The organism is Streptomyces sp. NBC_01571 (assembly GCF_026339875.1).
In the GTDB taxonomy this organism is placed as follows: Bacteria; Actinomycetota; Actinomycetes; order Streptomycetales; family Streptomycetaceae; genus Streptomyces.
Genome location: NZ_JAPEPZ010000001.1, coordinates 5,664,013 through 5,678,161, shown reverse-complemented (window position 1 = coordinate 5,678,161; position 14,149 = coordinate 5,664,013). Strand labels below are relative to the sequence as shown.

Here is a 14,149-nt window from a genome sequence, read left to right as displayed (position 1 = left end):
GGGGGTGGTGCTGTCGCATCTGCACGACCCGGATGCGGTGCTGGTGGTCGACGAGACCGGGGACGTGAAGAAGGGCACCGCAACGGTCGGGGTCCAGCGTCAGTACACCGGCACCGCAGGCCGGATCGAGAACTCCCAGGTCGCGGTCTACCTTGTCTATGCGGGTCGCCACGGGCACGCGGCGGTGGACCGCGAGCTGTACGTGCCGCGTTCATGGACCGCCGACCCGGACCGCTGTCAGGCCGCCGGACTGGGCGAGGACACCGTCTTCGCCAGCAAGCCGGAGCTGGCGGCCCGCATGATTGGCCGGTTCCTGGACGCCGGGCACCGCTTGAGCTGGGTCGCCGGCGACGAGGTCTACGGCGGCAACCCCAAGTTGCGGGCAGCGCTGGAAGCGCGGGGGACCGGCTACGTGCTCGCCGTGGCCTGCTCCCATGACGTCACCACCAGCGGGGGGAAGTTCCGCGCTGACGCCCTGGCCGTGAAGATCCCCAGGCGGGCCTGGCAGAAGCTGTCAGCCGGAGCCGGCGCCAAGGGGCACCGCTTCTACGACTGGGCCGTCATCGACCTGGCCGAACCCCGACCCGGCAGCCACCAGCTGCTCATCCGCCGCAACCGCACCACCGGTGAACGCGCCTACTACCGCTGCTGGTCACCCGCCCCGGTGTCCCTGGCCACGCTGGTGCGTGTCGCCGGGTCCAGATGGCGGGTGGAGGAAACCTTCCAGTCCGGCAAGGGCCTGGCCTGACTGGATGAGCACCAGGTTCGCCGCTGGACCTCCTGGCACCGCTGGGTCACCCTCGCAATGCTCGCCCACGCCTTCCCCGCCGTCACCGCAGCCACCGAACGCCGCGACCGTCCCGCAGCGGACGGGCTGATCCCCTTGACCGGCAACGAGATCCAGCACCTGTTCACCCGCTGACCAGCCCAGTCCATGATCTCGCGCACCGGCTCCGCTGGTCACGCTGGCGCCGACGACATCAGGCCCGTGCGTGCAGCAGCCACTACCATCGCCGAGCCCTCCAACAGTAACCTTCCCCGTCCCGGCACTGGTTTCCCTCGTCGGTCTTGAGCGATGAGGAGGTGAAGGAGCGCGGATGAGCGTGATGGGGGTCTGGGTGGTCGGCGTTGTGGCGGACGATGCCCTTGAGGAAGCGCGTCGCCGATTCCCCGACGCGGCAGGCACCCACGGCACGTGGCCGGAGTCGTCCGCGGTCACGAGCTGGTGGCGCGAGCGATTCGAGCCCGCAGGGTTGTCCGACGAGACGCCCCAGTGGCCGCGCACCGACGAAATCGCACATTTCGCCTACGCGGTCGACAGAGTCCGGAACGATGAGACCGAGGTGGAAGAGTTCCAGGACTATTTGCTTCACGCGGTCCCGCAGCAAGAGGGCGAAAGCCTGTTCTGCGCCGCCGTGCCAAGGGGTGACGGCGCGGCGGCGCTCATGTGGGGGCTTGGCATCGACACAACGCTCCGACTCCCAGGGTGCTGCGGGCAGTTCCTGCTTGATGCCGCCCAGGTACGGGCCGTGCTCCCCGCGGCCGAGCAAGCGCTCGTCCTTCACCCGTCGCGTCGGGTCGACGTGGCCACCCGGATAAGGCTGTGGCTGGACGAGATGGCGGACGACCCGAACCTCGACGTCGACGAGCTGATCGACGGCCCGCTTCGCGTGCTGCGTTACGCGGCCCGCACGGGAGTTGGCGCGGTCGGGCTCACCCTTTGGTACTGACAGGAACTCGTGGACCCGGTGGCCCCTGTTGGCAAGATCACGATCTACGGCTGGAGTACTAGCGGTGGTTTGTTAAACCGGGCAGTAGAGATCAATGGGTCTGCCGCTGCCGACGGTGTCGATCAGTTCCTGGAGTGCTGGGGGCGGGGGCCTCCTCGACCATGCCCGCCAGTAGCGTTGCAGCGTGGCCCAGGGCGTCAGCCAGCCACGGACGGCCCGGAGTGCCTGGGGCCAGGAGGCCGGCTGGGGCTGCTGGGGCCCGGGTTCTCCCCCTCTCTAACGGGTCTGACAGTTGGTCAAGTTGGGGTGGCTGGTCGGTTGCAGGGGGCGTGGGTGGGGCGAACCAGGTGTTCCAGCAGAAGCTGAATGCGCAGTTCACGAGGGTCTGGTGGCGCCGGATCGCAGTGTCGGAGCGGACCTGGAAGTCCGCCCAGCCGAGTTCGTCCTTGACTTGTTTGTAGCTCTGCTCGATCCAGTGTCGGATGCCGTAGATCCGGACGACTTCGTGCAGGTCGGCGGCGGGTTCGGGGCTGTCGGCCTCTCGGGGGCCGCCGGGGCGGGGCAGGTCGGTGGCCAGGTACCAGGTGGACTGTGCGGGCAGGGTGGCCGGGTTGGTGGTGGCCACGACCAGGCGGACGTTTCCGTCGGGGCCCCACCAGCCGAGACGGGCGTCTGCTGCCCACCAGGTTTCGGTGTGCCCGTCGCGGAAGGTCCGCTCGACAGCAGTCCAGTCGCCTGGGTGCAGGGGGTCTGTCCAGGTCAGGGCGCGGGCGGCATCGGCGGGGGTGTAGGCGTCTTTTCCGTAGGCCCAGGTGCCGTGGCTTGGTTTGAGGGCCATGACGAACGGCAGTCCGGCCGCGGCGAGTTGGCTGCGGAAACTGTCCTGGTCGCCGTAGGCGCAGTCGGCAGCCACCGCTCGGAAGGCTATTCCGGTGGCCTTGGCTGTGCGGGCCAGTTCGGCGGCGATCTGCAGCTTCGTACGGAAACTGGGGTCGCTCCTGCCTTTGGGGAAGTGATGGGCGGGGGTGTAGGGCACGGCGTGCAGGGGGTAGCAGAGGTTTTCGTCTGCCCAGCAGGTGGTCACGGTGACGATGCCGTTGTCGGTCTTGCCCAGCCGGCCCAGCCACTGCCGGCCGATGTGCGCGGTCGCCTTTCCGTCCTTGCGGTCGCCTGAATCGTCGATCACCAGCACGCCGCCCGAGTGCGGCGTGGTCACGGAGCCCGCCAGCAGCAGTGCCACCCTGCGGGCGTTGACCTGCTCCTGGTCCCACGTCGACTCGGAGAGGAAAAATTGGAGCCGCTGTACCGAAGCATGCTGGGCACCTGCGATGGGCTCGGTGCCGGCCAGGCAGGTCAGCGTCTTGTTGCGGTCTCGGGCAACAGCAGCCCCACGAGGTACTCGCGGAACCCACGGCGCTGTGCCAGTGTGGAGAACAGGTCATCGAAGCGTGCGGCGTAGGCTTCCAGCGGGCCCGGAGCGGGTGGACACGGAACACGACGGGTCATCACAAGCTCCCCGAGCAGCGAGGCGACGTTCCTCTGCTACCGGCCTATTACGGCCCTGAACCGCCGTCAACAAACTACCGCTAGGTAGCTTGAGCGTGCCGGGCGCTGCTGGGCCACCCCTCAGGTGCGGGAGCGAGTTTTAGTGTCGTCAGACGCGTCCGGCAGGCGGGTAACGGCAATGAGGGCGGCATCGTCGTCCAGGCGTCCTTCGGTGTACCGGGTCAGATCGGCGATGAGAGCGTCCAGGATCACACCGGGGTCCGTTGGGAGGGGACGGGACAGGAATGGCACGGGATTGTAGAAGGTGCCGTGGCGGTCGCGTGCCTCGACCAGACCGTCAGTGAACAGCACCAGGGTCGCGTCGTGCGGCAGGGTGTGCCGATCGACCGGCACCTGGGTGCGGCCCAGATTGCCCAGGCCCAGGGGCAGGGATGGGGCAGACGGCTCGAGCGGACTCGCGCGGCCTTGGTGGATGAGGAGCGGCGCGGGATGTCCCAGATTGATCATGTATATGGCGGAGCCGTCGTTGGGGAGGTCGATGAAGACGGCGGTGGCAAAGGACTCAGTGCCCTCCTCCTCTTCGGCATCGACCCTCTGCATGACCTCCTCCAGCCGGTCGACCACATCGGTCAAGCCCGGGAGGTGAGCCACGGCCTCGTAGAAGGCGCCGAGCAGCCTGTTGACGGTTCGGACCGCGCCCAGTCCCTTCCCCCGCACGTCGGCAATCATCATCCGAACGCTGTCGGGTGTGGGGTGGATGGCGTAGAGGTCGCCACCGATGGCAGCCTCCTTCGCGGCGGCCCGGTACCGGGAGGCCACGTCCAGCGGCCCGACCCGCTCGGGGGGGATGGGGAGCACCGCCCGCTGGACAGCCTCGGCTACCTCGCGGGTGTCCTTCAACTGTTTCCGGTCTTTGGCCATGACCCGGTTGAGGATCGTGGCAAGAACGGTCAGGACTACGACGCTCGTGAACCGAACGGAGGCTTCGGTAAGGGCGACGCCCTTCGTGTACGCCACGGCCATCCCGATCAGTGCCGTCACTACGCCGGTGGCGATTACGCCCGGCAACGAGTACACGGGGGCGGCCAGTACGGGAGCGGCCGCCAGCAGCGGAAACACGCTGAATCCTGACGGGGTCAGTACGTCGACGACGACCGCGACGAGGAGCACCGCGGCAGGCAGGAGAGAAGGCCATCGACTCCAGCTGACCAGAGGTGTGCGGTCGCGTGTCATTACCCTGCTGTCCCTGTGCTCCTGGGCGGATCGTCATCGAGTCCTAGTCTCCGACGCACCCCGACCCGCAGCGACTGGACCTACCTCGTGCGCGTCCACGTCAGCGACATCGGTATCTGACACCAAATATAGAGGAGTACCCGACAGCCGACCTCGCCCCGCGGTGCTGGCGTCGGCGGCTCATCTGACGGCCGTGCCCGCTGCTTGCCCAATCGGGCGGATAGCTGCGGTCATTCAGAGTCTGCTACGCGCCTCGGCATGGCTACGGGAGTCCCCTGTTTCCCGAGATCAGAGCCGTTTCCGCGCCGCCAAGCGGCCCGCAGCGGAGCCGGGAAGCGCGTCCATGAACACTGGTGAACACCCGTGTACACACCCCATCACCCCACCAACACAGTTGGAAAGCGTGTGGGGGCCATGCCTGTATCACTCACCACCTGCTGCGCGCCGTACCGGCGCCGCCGTTCGTGCGCCCGTACCGGAAGGCCGATCGAGGGGCCCGACCGCCAGCCTCGCCGCGCCGGGGAGTGGACGGGGACTGGATCAAGAAAGCTGCGCGGATCGCCACCCGCGTAAACCAACCCGTACCAACGCCCTGACCTGCGCAGGAGTCAAGTGCCCCCGGTCAGCGATCTTCCCGCACATTATTCGGAACGAAGAGGTCGTGGGTTCGAATCCCGCCACCCCGACAGCTAAACACCAGGTCAGGCCCGGTGCTGAGAGATCAGCACCGGGCCTGACCTGGTGTGCGGGCCCCTTTTGGGAGCCGTTTGGGAGCCAGCCTCGGGAAGCATTCGGCGCAGCGGGGCATCTTCGTCCAGATAGGGGGTCAGCCCGGTCGCCCGCTCCTCGGCCTCGACCCGGAGTTCCAGGGAATCCCGGGCCCGCTGTGCCGGGGCCGGACCGTCCGCGCGTAGGCATCCCGTTCCTTGCAGCCGCCACCGGGCCGGCGTGGCGAGAATTTCCGTGACCCGCCGCCTCGCTCGACACCGGCGAGTACACCCAACCGCGGCGCAGCCTTGTGTCCCTAGCGGCCGGCTCCACGGACCTTCGCCGTACCGTCGCGCGCACCGGCAAAGGGCGGCGTCACCGGGCAGGTCGCCGCGGGACGAGCAGGTCGGGGGGTCAAATACCGTTCCCTGGCAGCCGAGTACCAGTTCGGAGGACCACTGACGGATCCGGGATGGCCCTCCGGCGTTGCCGTGCGTTCGTCTGCCCTGCGGGGCCGGCGCTTCGGGTGTCGCATCAAGTTGCCGTCCATATGCTGGGAATGGGCCGTTCCGGCCCTCCGGCGCACCGGGCGAGGGCTACGCTGCTGTGCAGACGTCCCGGACCCCGACGGCAAGTCGTTGGCGAGCACAGATCGCCGCGGGGAGCGGGTTTTTCGCCCGTCGCCCGGCGCATCCCTGGAGGGAACCGGGTGGGTCCGCAGTCCGGCCGCGCAGGCCGGCGAGTCGGCCGTCGCCCGGACCTCCGCCGAATGCACTCCGCTGCCGGGTGCGGGTCGGTGGTGCCGGGATCCCGGCACCACCCGGTCCCTGCCGGACGGTCCTCCGAACCGAGGCGTCATGCACCTTCCGCCGCTCACCGTCCGCCGTCACGACGACAAGAACCGAGCACTGATCACGCCGGCCGGCGAGATCGACCTGGAGACGGCGCCCCTGCTCCGCGCGTCACTGGAACAGTGTCTGCGCGACGGCATCCGCACCATCGACGTCGACCTCTCCCTCCTCACCTTCTGCGACTGCAGCGGCCTCAACGCCTTCCTCCACGCGGCACAGCGCACCACCGCGGCCGGGGGCACGCTGCGACTGCACCATCCGCCACCGGCGCTGGTCCTCATGGTCGAGATCGCCGGCTGCGCGTTCCTGCTTCTGGGGCTTCCGTTCGGGCAGGTGCCGCTCCCGCCCGGGAACGCCCCGACCGCGCCCCCTCCCGTACCGTCCCGTGGGCCGGTCCCCCATCTGCGTGTCCTCCTGGGCGGTGCGGTGTGATGGCTGGGCCGCATCGGGGACCGGCACGGCACCCCCGTCGGAACGAGAAGCCCGGTGGGGAGGGCGACGCGGAATCCGGCGCGGACGCCGTGCGGTTGCGCCGGGTGAACCGACGGCTCGTGGAGGACATCCGTGAGGATCTCGGCGATCTGTACGAGAAGTTCAGCGCGACGGGATCCGATGGGGGCTGCCGCGGTCCCGGCCGTCAGGACTTCCTGAACCGTCTCGCGGGCGACATCCGGCGGCCGGGATTCGCCATGGTGATCGCGGAGACCGACACTCTGATGGGGTGTGCCTTCGGGTTCCCGGTCCTCGGTGACGGCCGCTGGTGGCGCGGTTTCGACGGTGCGTTGCCCCGCAGCATCGAACGGATCACCCGGTCCGGCGGTGTCTTCGCGATCAGCGACACCCTGGTCCGCCCGCACCCGCGGGACCAGAAGCCGGCCCACCGTCTGCGGGAGCGACTGCTCGCCGACCACCGGGCGACTCTCGGCGCCACCCTGGTGGACCAGGCCGACCACCCGGCTCTCGACTCGCTTCGCTCCCGCGGATGGCGGGATGTCGGGAGGGTTCGGAAGCCGACGGCCCCGACCACGTTCCGTGCGCTGGTGCTCCCCCTCGGGGAACGGAGCACGGCGCGGCTGAGGGGTCTCGCGCACGATTCCGGGAGCCGGTGGCCCGGGTGAGGCCCGACAGCCGGTCGGCCCGGATCCAGGTCCTGGTCGCCGAGCAGGCAGCCCGGCGCGGTGCCAGGGTCGGCGTGGTGGACGTGTGCGCGGCGGCCGTGGCCGCGCTGCCGGTTGGCGGGGCCGGACTCTCCGCGATGTCCGTGTCCGCGGCAAGCCATCCCCTGTGCAGCACCGACGACGTCAGCGAGCAGTTGGAGGAACTCCAGCTCACCCTCGGCGAGGGGCCCTGCGTGGATGCCTTCGCCCAGGGCTCGGCCGTGCTGACACCGGATCTGTTCGCCGCTGAAGTACAGGACCGCTGGGCCGTGTTCGCCGACGCGGCCCTCGAAGCCGGGGCACGCGCCGTCTTCGCCTTCCCTCTGCGGACGGGAGCGATCAGCCCCGGAGTCCTGGACCTGTACTCCCAAGTCCCGCGACGGTTGGACACCGAGGAACTGGCCGACGCGGTCGTCTTCGCCGACACCGCCGCTCTGGTCCTGCTCGACTCCCGGCTCGACGGGGAAGCGGGCCCGGCCGGCGGAGGGCCGGCGGACGCCCGTTTCGAGGACCTGGGCGCGTACCGGGCGGAGATCGACCAGGCCACGGGCATGCTCACGGGCCAGCTCGGAGTCAGTGCCGAAGAAGCCTTCGTCCGGCTCCGCGCCCACGCCTACGCGAGGGGACGCCGCCTCGCCGCGGTGGCCGCCGACGTCGTCGCCCACCGGCTCACGTTCCCTCCCGGCGCGAAGCCGGACCGGACCGACGAACACACCTGACGTCAAGTCAAAGAACCGAATCACGAAGTGAGTTGTGCCTCCCGTCCCTGTCCGGGGCGGGATCAGTGCCGACGAAGGGTGTGCACGATGAATCAGCGGCTCCTGGCCAAGACCTTCGTCGAGCTGGCGGACAACCTGGTCGCCGACTTCGACCTGATCGATTTCCTGCGCCTGCTGACCGACCGCTGTGTGGGCATGCTCGACGCGAGTGCCGCGGGCGTGCTGCTCGCGGACCACGACGGCGAACTCCGTGTCATGGCCGCCTCCGACGAACAGGTGCGCCTGCTGGAGCTCTTCCAGCTGCAGAACGACGAAGGCCCCTGCCTCGACTGCTTCCACACCGGCGCACCGGTGATCGTCACCGACCTGATCGAGGAGGCCGACCGCTGGCCTCGCTTCGTCGCGGCGGCCCAGCGCAGCGGATTCGGGTCGGTCCAGGCCCTGCCGATGCGTCTACGGCACGAGGTCGTCGGGGCCCTCAACCTCTTCCGCACCCGACGTGGACCCTTCGACCCGGACGCCACGCCGCTCGCCCAGGCCCTGGCCGACGTCGCCACCATCAGCCTGCTGCAACAGCGCACCGCGCACCGCAGCACCGTCCTCAACGAGCAACTGCAGAACGCCCTGAACAGCCGCGTGCTGATCGAACAGGCCAAGGGGAAGCTCGCCGAGCGCCGGGGCATCGACATGGAACAGGCGTTCACCACGCTGCGTGGTTACGCCCGTGCGCACAACCGGCGCCTGTCCGACCTGGCCCGCGCGTTCATCGACGACTCCGAACCTCTCCCCGGCCTGAGGTCCTGACCAGGGCCGGGCCAGGGCGAGAACCCAGGGCGAGAACCCAGGGCCGCGACCCGTCGGCATCGGTTCCGGGCAGTGGTCCGGACCCCCTCACCGGTCACCCGCGGCGCTCGCGGTCCCGCCGGTCCCGTCGCTCCTGCCGGTCGCGCCGGTCCTCGCGGTTCCAGCGCGCCCGGTGCTGCCGGCTGTAGCGGCGGTCCCAGCGGTCCTCACGCTCCCGTCGGTCCCGGTAGTCCTGATACTCACCCACGTCGGATCCGCCGCCGCGGCCGAAGCGGGTGGCGCCGAAGACCAACACGGCCGCGGCGACCCACCACAAGGGGTTGAGGAAGCCGAGGCCGAACAAGGCCACGATCAGGACGAGAAGCAGGACGAACACGGTGGGCCTCCCCGGGAGCGGAACGGAACTCGGAACCGGGGACTGGGGCCTGCTCCACAGCGTAGCCCCCTTCCTCCCGGCAGCCCCTACCCAGCCGCACGGAGCGCAGTATCGTTGGGGGTGGGTCGGCTCTCTTACGTCCAAGCCGCCCTGAAGTACGGCCTCGGCGTATCCGCGCCGGAGCCGTCGGCCCGTGGCTCGCGGCCCGTGCTCGTACCTCGTGAGGGTGTCGCGCCCGGGAGGGAGAGGGCATGATCCAGGCAGCCGACATCCGTGAGTGGCGCGACCATGACGTGGTGGACGCGAAGGGGCACAAGATCGGCGTGCTCGAAGCGATCTATGTGGACACCACCGCCGACGAACCGGCCGTGGCCACCGTGCGGACCGGGCTGCCCACCCGCCAGCGTCTGGTCTTCGTCCCCCTCGACGCGGCGATCCTCGGACCCGACTACCTCAGGGTCCCCTACGCAAAGAGCCTGGTGCGGAAGTCCCCTTCGATCGGCACGGACGACGTCCTGCCCGCCGAGCAGGAAGAGGCGATCTTCCAGCACTACGACATGACGTACCAGCCGGGTGGGCAGGGCGAACGGCAACTCGCACGCCGCTGAGCGACCGCGCCACCGGTCCGCCCCGACCCCGACCCGATCCGACCCCAAGGAAAGGAAGGCGTACAGGCGATGGTGCTCTTCCTTCTCCTCGTCCTCGCAGCCGTTGTGCTGGGAATCATCGGTGTGGCAGCCCACGGCCTGGGATATCTGCTGGTCATCGGCATCGTGGTGCTCGCGGTCGACGTGGCGATCGCCTCCGTCCGGTGGTCCCGGCGCGCAGGCCGGCGCGCGGGCCGCTGAGGGCGGCCAACCGGCGACCGTGCGCCCGGCGCGCCGTGGAACCCGTGCCACGGCTACCCTCCATCGGGCTCTGCCCAGGAGTATCCTGAAGATACCGAGGGCCCTTCGTACACCGGCTTCCATGCCCGTGCCGTCCCCGGCGATTCACGACACCGGGCCGGTGCAGGCCGCCCGGGGCAGGGTTCGCGTGATGACCGCAACCACGTTCGACAAGCCGGCGGTCGAAGACCGGACCTCCTCCGCTTCGCCTTCACCTTCGCCCCGACCTCTCCGGCTGCGGCTGGCGCCGCCCGGCACCGCCCCCGCCCTGATCGACGGCGCGTGGTGGCCCCGCTCCCGCGACCTGACGGCCGAACTTCCCGCACTCATAGCGTTGTTGGACCCGCTGTGGGGGCGCATCACCCACGTCACCGTGAATCCCACGTTCTGGCCGGTCGTCCCCCGCAAGGTTCCCGTCCAGGGCCATGTGGTGAAGGTCGGCTGGTTCGAGGCCGAGCAGGACCCGCACAAACTGCTCCTGCTCTCCTACAGCGCGGGGCGCTGGGACCTGCTGGTGATACCGCCCGAGACGGACGCCGTCACGGCCGCCCGGCTGATGGCCACGGCCACGGACCCCGCGCGGCAGCTCACCGCGAGCGGACTGATCCAGGAGGCCGAGCTCTTCGGCGGCGCCGAGGCCGATGCCGCGTGGGACTCGACCCGGGAGAAGGTCTGGGACTCCGAAGGCGGACACGACGCCCGCCGCCCCTTGTCGCACGGTCCCGCGACGGCCAGCGTCGGCCGCGTGCCGAGGCCGCCGGAAGGCATGTGACGAGAGACCGTCGGAAGGTTCGTGGCGTGCGGCCGGTGGCGCATCGCGTGCTGCCCGTGGCGTGCGGCGCGTGGCGTGTGCGGCCCGTGGCGCATGGCATGCGGCGCGTGGCGTGTGGAGCGCGTGGCATGCGGCGCGTGGCATGCGGCGCGTGGCGTGTGCGGCCCATGGCGCATGGCATGCGGCCTGTGGCGTGTGGAGCCCGTGGCGCGTAGGGAAGAAGAAGCGGTGTTCGGGACCGTGTCTCGCCGGGGCCCGTCCGGCCCGCCGCGGGAGTAGCGTGGAGCCATCGAGAGTACTTCGCACACCGGCCGCCATGCCGATGTCGTTCTCGGCGAGTGACGACACCGGGCCGCCGCCCCGCGCAGCGGCCGGGAGACAGGTGCGCGCGATGTCCGCGACCACCGACCGACCCCCGCTGCGGATCGTGCCCTTCAGGGCGCCGACCGCCCGCCTGGCACTGAAGACCGTGAGCACGCCCCGGGGGCCCCTGGACGGCGCCTGGTGGCCCCGTTCCCGTGACCTGCCCGACGAACTCTCCGCCCTGGCCGACGTACTGGACCCGCTGTTCGGACGGATCACCCGGGTCGCCGTCAACCCGACGTACTGGCCCGTCATCCCGAGCAGGGTGCCCGTCAACGGCCATGGGGTGAGGATCGGTTGGTTCACGACCGAGCTGGATCCCCACAAGATCCTGCTGATGTCCCACACCACGGGAAGCTGGAACCTGCTGGTGGTACCACCGGAGACCGGCGCCCCCGCCGCCGCCCGCCTGATGGCCGCCGCGAGCGACAGCTCCGGCCTCCCGACGACCGCGAACGACGCCTCCGGGCTTTCGATGACCGCGAGCGCGCTCATGGCAGCGGAACTCGCCCTCCACGCCGGCTCCATGGCCGACGGAGACCAGGACTCCGAGGAAGCCTGGGAGGACGGGGACGACGCCTCCTCCTACCGGGCGGCTGCCGCCCGGCCGGGCCCCCTGATCACGGCGAAGTGAGCGGCACGGTCCGCGCCGGCTCACTCCAGGACGGCGAGGTGGTCCGCGGCGCCCCCGCGCCATTCGATCAGGAAGAGAGTCGCGTCGTCACTGGTGCGGCCGCCCCGTTGGCGCTTCAGGACGTGGGAGAGCGCGCGCACCAGCGCTCGAACTCCCTTCTCGCCCCGCGCGACATGGTTGACCCAGTGGATGAGCTGTTCCTCGCCGAACTGTTCCTCGCCGGCTTCGTGCTCCTCGATCAGGCCGTCGGTGAAGCACAGCACCCGGTCGCCGCGTCGGAGCACCTGCTCGTTGATCCGGGGGTCCTCACCACCGAAGCCGACCGGCAGGGTGGTCGGTCCCCCGAGCCGCCGGAGGACCCGGTGGTCGCGGATGAGCAACGGTGCGGGGTGGCCGGCGTTGACCCATTGCAGGTGGCCCGTCGCGGTGTTCAGGCGCATCATCTGCGCGGTGACGAAGTGGTCGGGGCCGAACTGCTCGGCGATGGCCCGGTCCATGAAGGCGTAGATCTCGGACAGGCCGATGTCGGCACGTCTGGCGTGCCGGTAGGCCCCGACGGCGACGGTCGCCATCGTGGCGGCGTCCAGACCGTGACCCATCGCGTCGACCATGGCCACATGCAGGATGTCCTCGTTGAGGGCGTAGTCGAAGCTGTCGCCCGCGACGTCGTAGGCGGGCTCCAGGATGCCGGCCACCGCGACCTGGGGGATGGACATCGTCAGCGGTGGCAGCAGGGCCCACTGGATCTCCGCGGCCACGCTCATCGGCTCGCGACGCCGGGCCAGGAAGAACTGGTCGGTGTAACTGTGCTTCGTGACCAGCATGTCGGCGACCAGACCGGCGAGCCTGCGCAGCAGCCGGCGGTCGTCGTCATCGATGGTGTCCAGGGTGAGGGCCATCACGCCCACCTGGTCGCTGCCGTCCAGCAACGGCAGGTACATCCGGATGCCGTCACCCTGCGGCATCTCGATGACGGTCGCGTACAGGAAGGCCGTGCCGGCCGGAGAGTCGTCGATCGGCTCGGGCTCGCCGACCGTCAGCCGGCGACCCGGTAGCGGCACCAGCACCAGCTGGCCGTAGTCCTGCAGCAGGATGGAGACGTCGCGGCCGCCGACCCTGGCCACCTCCTCCGCGATCAGCGGGGCGATCAGCTGCGGCGGCATCTCGTGCGCCCGGTCCAGCAGCACCCCCAGCAGGCGCTCGCCGAACCCTTCCGACCGGTCCACCGGTCCCTTGCCGGGCCACCGCTCACCTTCCGGCACGGCCGCGCCCCCGCATCGGCGTCGTACGCGGGCCTGTCCGAGGGTCCTGGCGGATGCGTTCGACCCGCTCACGTGATCTGTGCACACGAGCTCCTGACGCGGCCGTGATCAACCCGCACAGGGTGACGCGGCCGAGCGACCCGAAGGGCCCATTACGCCAGACGCGGCATGTCCCATACGGATGGTCCCCCGCGGCCCGGCCCACCCGGCATGTCACACATGGCCAGGACGGGAGCCTCGCCCTCTCGTCGCGCACGGACGTCGCTTCCCGGCCCTCCCCGGGACGCGGAATTCGCGTCGCGATGCCGTCAACCATCGTCTCCGATGGACGATGTCGTGGACGGCATCCTGAACAACGTCCCGCCGGGCCCCGCAGTGTCGCACCCGGACACACCGCAAGGAGAGAGGTTTCGTTGACCGCCTCGCCCTCCGTGTCCCCCGTTCCGACGGACGTGTCCGGGACCGCCGCGGCCTCCGCTCTCCCGTCCCCCTCCGCCTCGCCCGAGAACCGTCGTACGGTGGCGGTCGGCGCCGCCGGTCCGCGGCCCTGCACCCTGGTCGTCTGCCGGGGGTGCTGCTGCGGGGATCCGCGGAAGTATCCCGACGCCGATCACGCCTGGCAGCTGGAGCGGCTGCGAGCCGGGGCCGAGGCGTCCGGGGGGCGGTTCGTGGTGCGGACCGTGGACTGTCCCGGGCCCTGCGACCAGGCCAACGTGGTGGTGCGGCCTTCCGGGGACGGGCGGCGCAGAGGTGCGCGGCCGACCTGGATCGGATTCGCGATGGGTGACGACTGCACCGAGGACCTGGTGAACTGGGCGACCGCCGGAGGACCGGGCGTCGCCCCGCCTCCGGTCGCGCTGGAGTTGAAGTTCGTCCGGCCGCCGCGCGAGGCGCGGGGTCGGACCAAGACCCGTACCCGCGGCCCTACCCGCGGCTGAGTCCGTTCGTCCCGGCGGCTCGTCGGCGGTGGGGCGGTCGCGGTCCGACCGGGGGCCGCGCCCGGCGGTGATATCGGCCACTACCTGAGCACCTGTCCCAACCGCTGCCGGGCGGAGGCGACTTGTGCGGGCCGGCCGTATGGAACCACGCGTCCCGGTACGGCACTCTTCTCCCTTGTGGGGACCCTTCCGTACCAAAGCCCGTCGAC

General features: G+C 70.3%; 13 protein-coding genes and 2 pseudogenes. 11 read left to right on the top strand and 4 right to left on the bottom strand.

Annotated features, from left to right (window positions below):
* Positions 1-7: 7 nt before the first annotated feature.
* Positions 8-1,032: pseudogene (locus tag OHB41_RS25565) on the top strand (IS701 family transposase); the annotation flags it as partial.
* A gap of 65 nt (positions 1,033-1,097) precedes the next feature.
* A complete protein-coding gene (locus tag OHB41_RS25560; RefSeq protein ID WP_266700513.1) occupies positions 1,098-1,730 on the top strand; it encodes a hypothetical protein in 633 nt (210 codons plus the stop codon).
* Between the two features lie 91 nt (positions 1,731-1,821).
* Here the strand turns inward: OHB41_RS25560 and OHB41_RS25555 are convergent.
* Positions 1,822-3,236: pseudogene (locus OHB41_RS25555) on the bottom strand (IS701 family transposase).
* Positions 3,237-3,356: 120 nt separating this feature from the next.
* The gene (locus OHB41_RS25550; protein WP_266700512.1) at positions 3,357-4,469 is read right to left on the bottom strand and encodes a PP2C family protein-serine/threonine phosphatase; all 1,113 of its coding nucleotides are present in this window, start codon (positions 4,467-4,469) and stop codon (positions 3,357-3,359) included.
* Positions 4,470-6,034: 1,565 nt separating this feature from the next.
* Here OHB41_RS25550 and OHB41_RS25545 point away from each other — a divergent pair.
* The 4 genes from OHB41_RS25545 to OHB41_RS25530 all read left to right on the top strand — a co-directional run bounded on the left by OHB41_RS25545 (position 6,035) and on the right by OHB41_RS25530 (position 8,708).
* Positions 6,035-6,460: an STAS domain-containing protein gene (locus OHB41_RS25545; protein ID WP_266700511.1), complete on the top strand. Its 426-nt coding sequence runs from the start codon at positions 6,035-6,037 to the stop codon at positions 6,458-6,460.
* A gap of 119 nt (positions 6,461-6,579) precedes the next feature.
* Positions 6,580-7,146 carry a hypothetical protein gene (locus OHB41_RS25540; RefSeq protein WP_266700510.1) on the top strand — a complete coding sequence of 189 codons (567 nt, stop codon included), beginning with the start codon at positions 6,580-6,582 and terminating at the stop codon, positions 7,144-7,146.
* Positions 7,143-7,904, top strand: a complete 762-nt coding sequence (locus OHB41_RS25535) for a GAF and ANTAR domain-containing protein (RefSeq protein WP_266700509.1) — start codon at positions 7,143-7,145, stop codon at positions 7,902-7,904. Before OHB41_RS25540 ends, OHB41_RS25535 begins: the two co-directional genes overlap by 4 nt.
* 87 nt (positions 7,905-7,991) lie before the next feature.
* Positions 7,992-8,708, top strand: a complete 717-nt coding sequence (locus tag OHB41_RS25530; protein WP_266700508.1) for a GAF and ANTAR domain-containing protein — start codon at positions 7,992-7,994, stop codon at positions 8,706-8,708.
* Between the two features lie 94 nt (positions 8,709-8,802).
* Here OHB41_RS25530 and OHB41_RS25525 read toward each other — a convergent pair whose 3' ends face one another.
* Complete coding sequence (locus OHB41_RS25525) at positions 8,803-9,084, bottom strand: hypothetical protein (protein ID WP_266700507.1); 282 nt, start codon at positions 9,082-9,084, stop codon at positions 8,803-8,805.
* Between the two features lie 251 nt (positions 9,085-9,335).
* Between OHB41_RS25525 and OHB41_RS25520 the strand changes: the two genes are divergently transcribed.
* From OHB41_RS25520 to OHB41_RS25505, 4 genes are all read left to right on the top strand, one after another.
* Positions 9,336-9,692: a PRC-barrel domain-containing protein gene (locus OHB41_RS25520; protein ID WP_266700506.1), complete on the top strand. Its 357-nt coding sequence runs from the start codon at positions 9,336-9,338 to the stop codon at positions 9,690-9,692.
* Positions 9,693-9,761: 69 nt separating this feature from the next.
* Positions 9,762-9,932 (top strand): hypothetical protein, encoded by a 171-nt coding sequence (locus OHB41_RS25515; protein ID WP_266700505.1) that lies wholly within the window; start codon positions 9,762-9,764, stop codon positions 9,930-9,932.
* Positions 9,933-10,122: 190 nt separating this feature from the next.
* Positions 10,123-10,743 carry a DUF5994 family protein gene (locus OHB41_RS25510; RefSeq protein ID WP_266700504.1) on the top strand — a complete coding sequence of 207 codons (621 nt, stop codon included), beginning with the start codon at positions 10,123-10,125 and terminating at the stop codon, positions 10,741-10,743.
* Positions 10,744-11,134: 391 nt separating this feature from the next.
* Entirely contained in the window at positions 11,135-11,740 is a 606-nt protein-coding gene (locus OHB41_RS25505; protein ID WP_266700503.1) for a DUF5994 family protein, read from the top strand.
* 20 nt (positions 11,741-11,760) lie between these two features.
* On the opposite strand, the gene OHB41_RS25500 is transcribed toward OHB41_RS25505, so the two are convergent.
* The gene (locus OHB41_RS25500; protein WP_526025059.1) at positions 11,761-13,002 is read right to left on the bottom strand and encodes a PP2C family protein-serine/threonine phosphatase; all 1,242 of its coding nucleotides are present in this window, start codon (positions 13,000-13,002) and stop codon (positions 11,761-11,763) included.
* A 518-nt stretch (positions 13,003-13,520) separates the two neighbouring features.
* Here OHB41_RS25500 and OHB41_RS25495 point away from each other — a divergent pair.
* Complete coding sequence (locus OHB41_RS25495) at positions 13,521-13,940, top strand: (2Fe-2S) ferredoxin domain-containing protein (protein WP_266706119.1); 420 nt, start codon at positions 13,521-13,523, stop codon at positions 13,938-13,940.
* Positions 13,941-14,149: the final 209 nt, after the last annotated feature.

Excerpts from the sequence above, each read along its gene's own strand:
- OHB41_RS25560 (WP_266700513.1), top strand. The coding sequence starts at position 1,098 with ATGAGCGTGATGGGGGTCTGGGTGGTCGGCGTTGTGGCGGACGATGCC.
- OHB41_RS25505 (WP_266700503.1), top strand. The coding sequence starts at position 11,135 with ATGTCCGCGACCACCGACCGACCCCCGCTGCGGATCGTGCCCTTCAGG.
- OHB41_RS25510 (WP_266700504.1), top strand. The coding sequence starts at position 10,123 with ATGACCGCAACCACGTTCGACAAGCCGGCGGTCGAAGACCGGACCTCC.
- OHB41_RS25520 (WP_266700506.1), top strand. The coding sequence starts at position 9,336 with ATGATCCAGGCAGCCGACATCCGTGAGTGGCGCGACCATGACGTGGTG.
- OHB41_RS25515 (WP_266700505.1), top strand. The coding sequence starts at position 9,762 with ATGGTGCTCTTCCTTCTCCTCGTCCTCGCAGCCGTTGTGCTGGGAATC.
- OHB41_RS25545 (WP_266700511.1), top strand. The coding sequence starts at position 6,035 with ATGCACCTTCCGCCGCTCACCGTCCGCCGTCACGACGACAAGAACCGA.
- OHB41_RS25550 (WP_266700512.1), bottom strand. The coding sequence starts at position 4,469 with ATGACACGCGACCGCACACCTCTGGTCAGCTGGAGTCGATGGCCTTCT.
- OHB41_RS25530 (WP_266700508.1), top strand. The coding sequence starts at position 7,992 with ATGAATCAGCGGCTCCTGGCCAAGACCTTCGTCGAGCTGGCGGACAAC.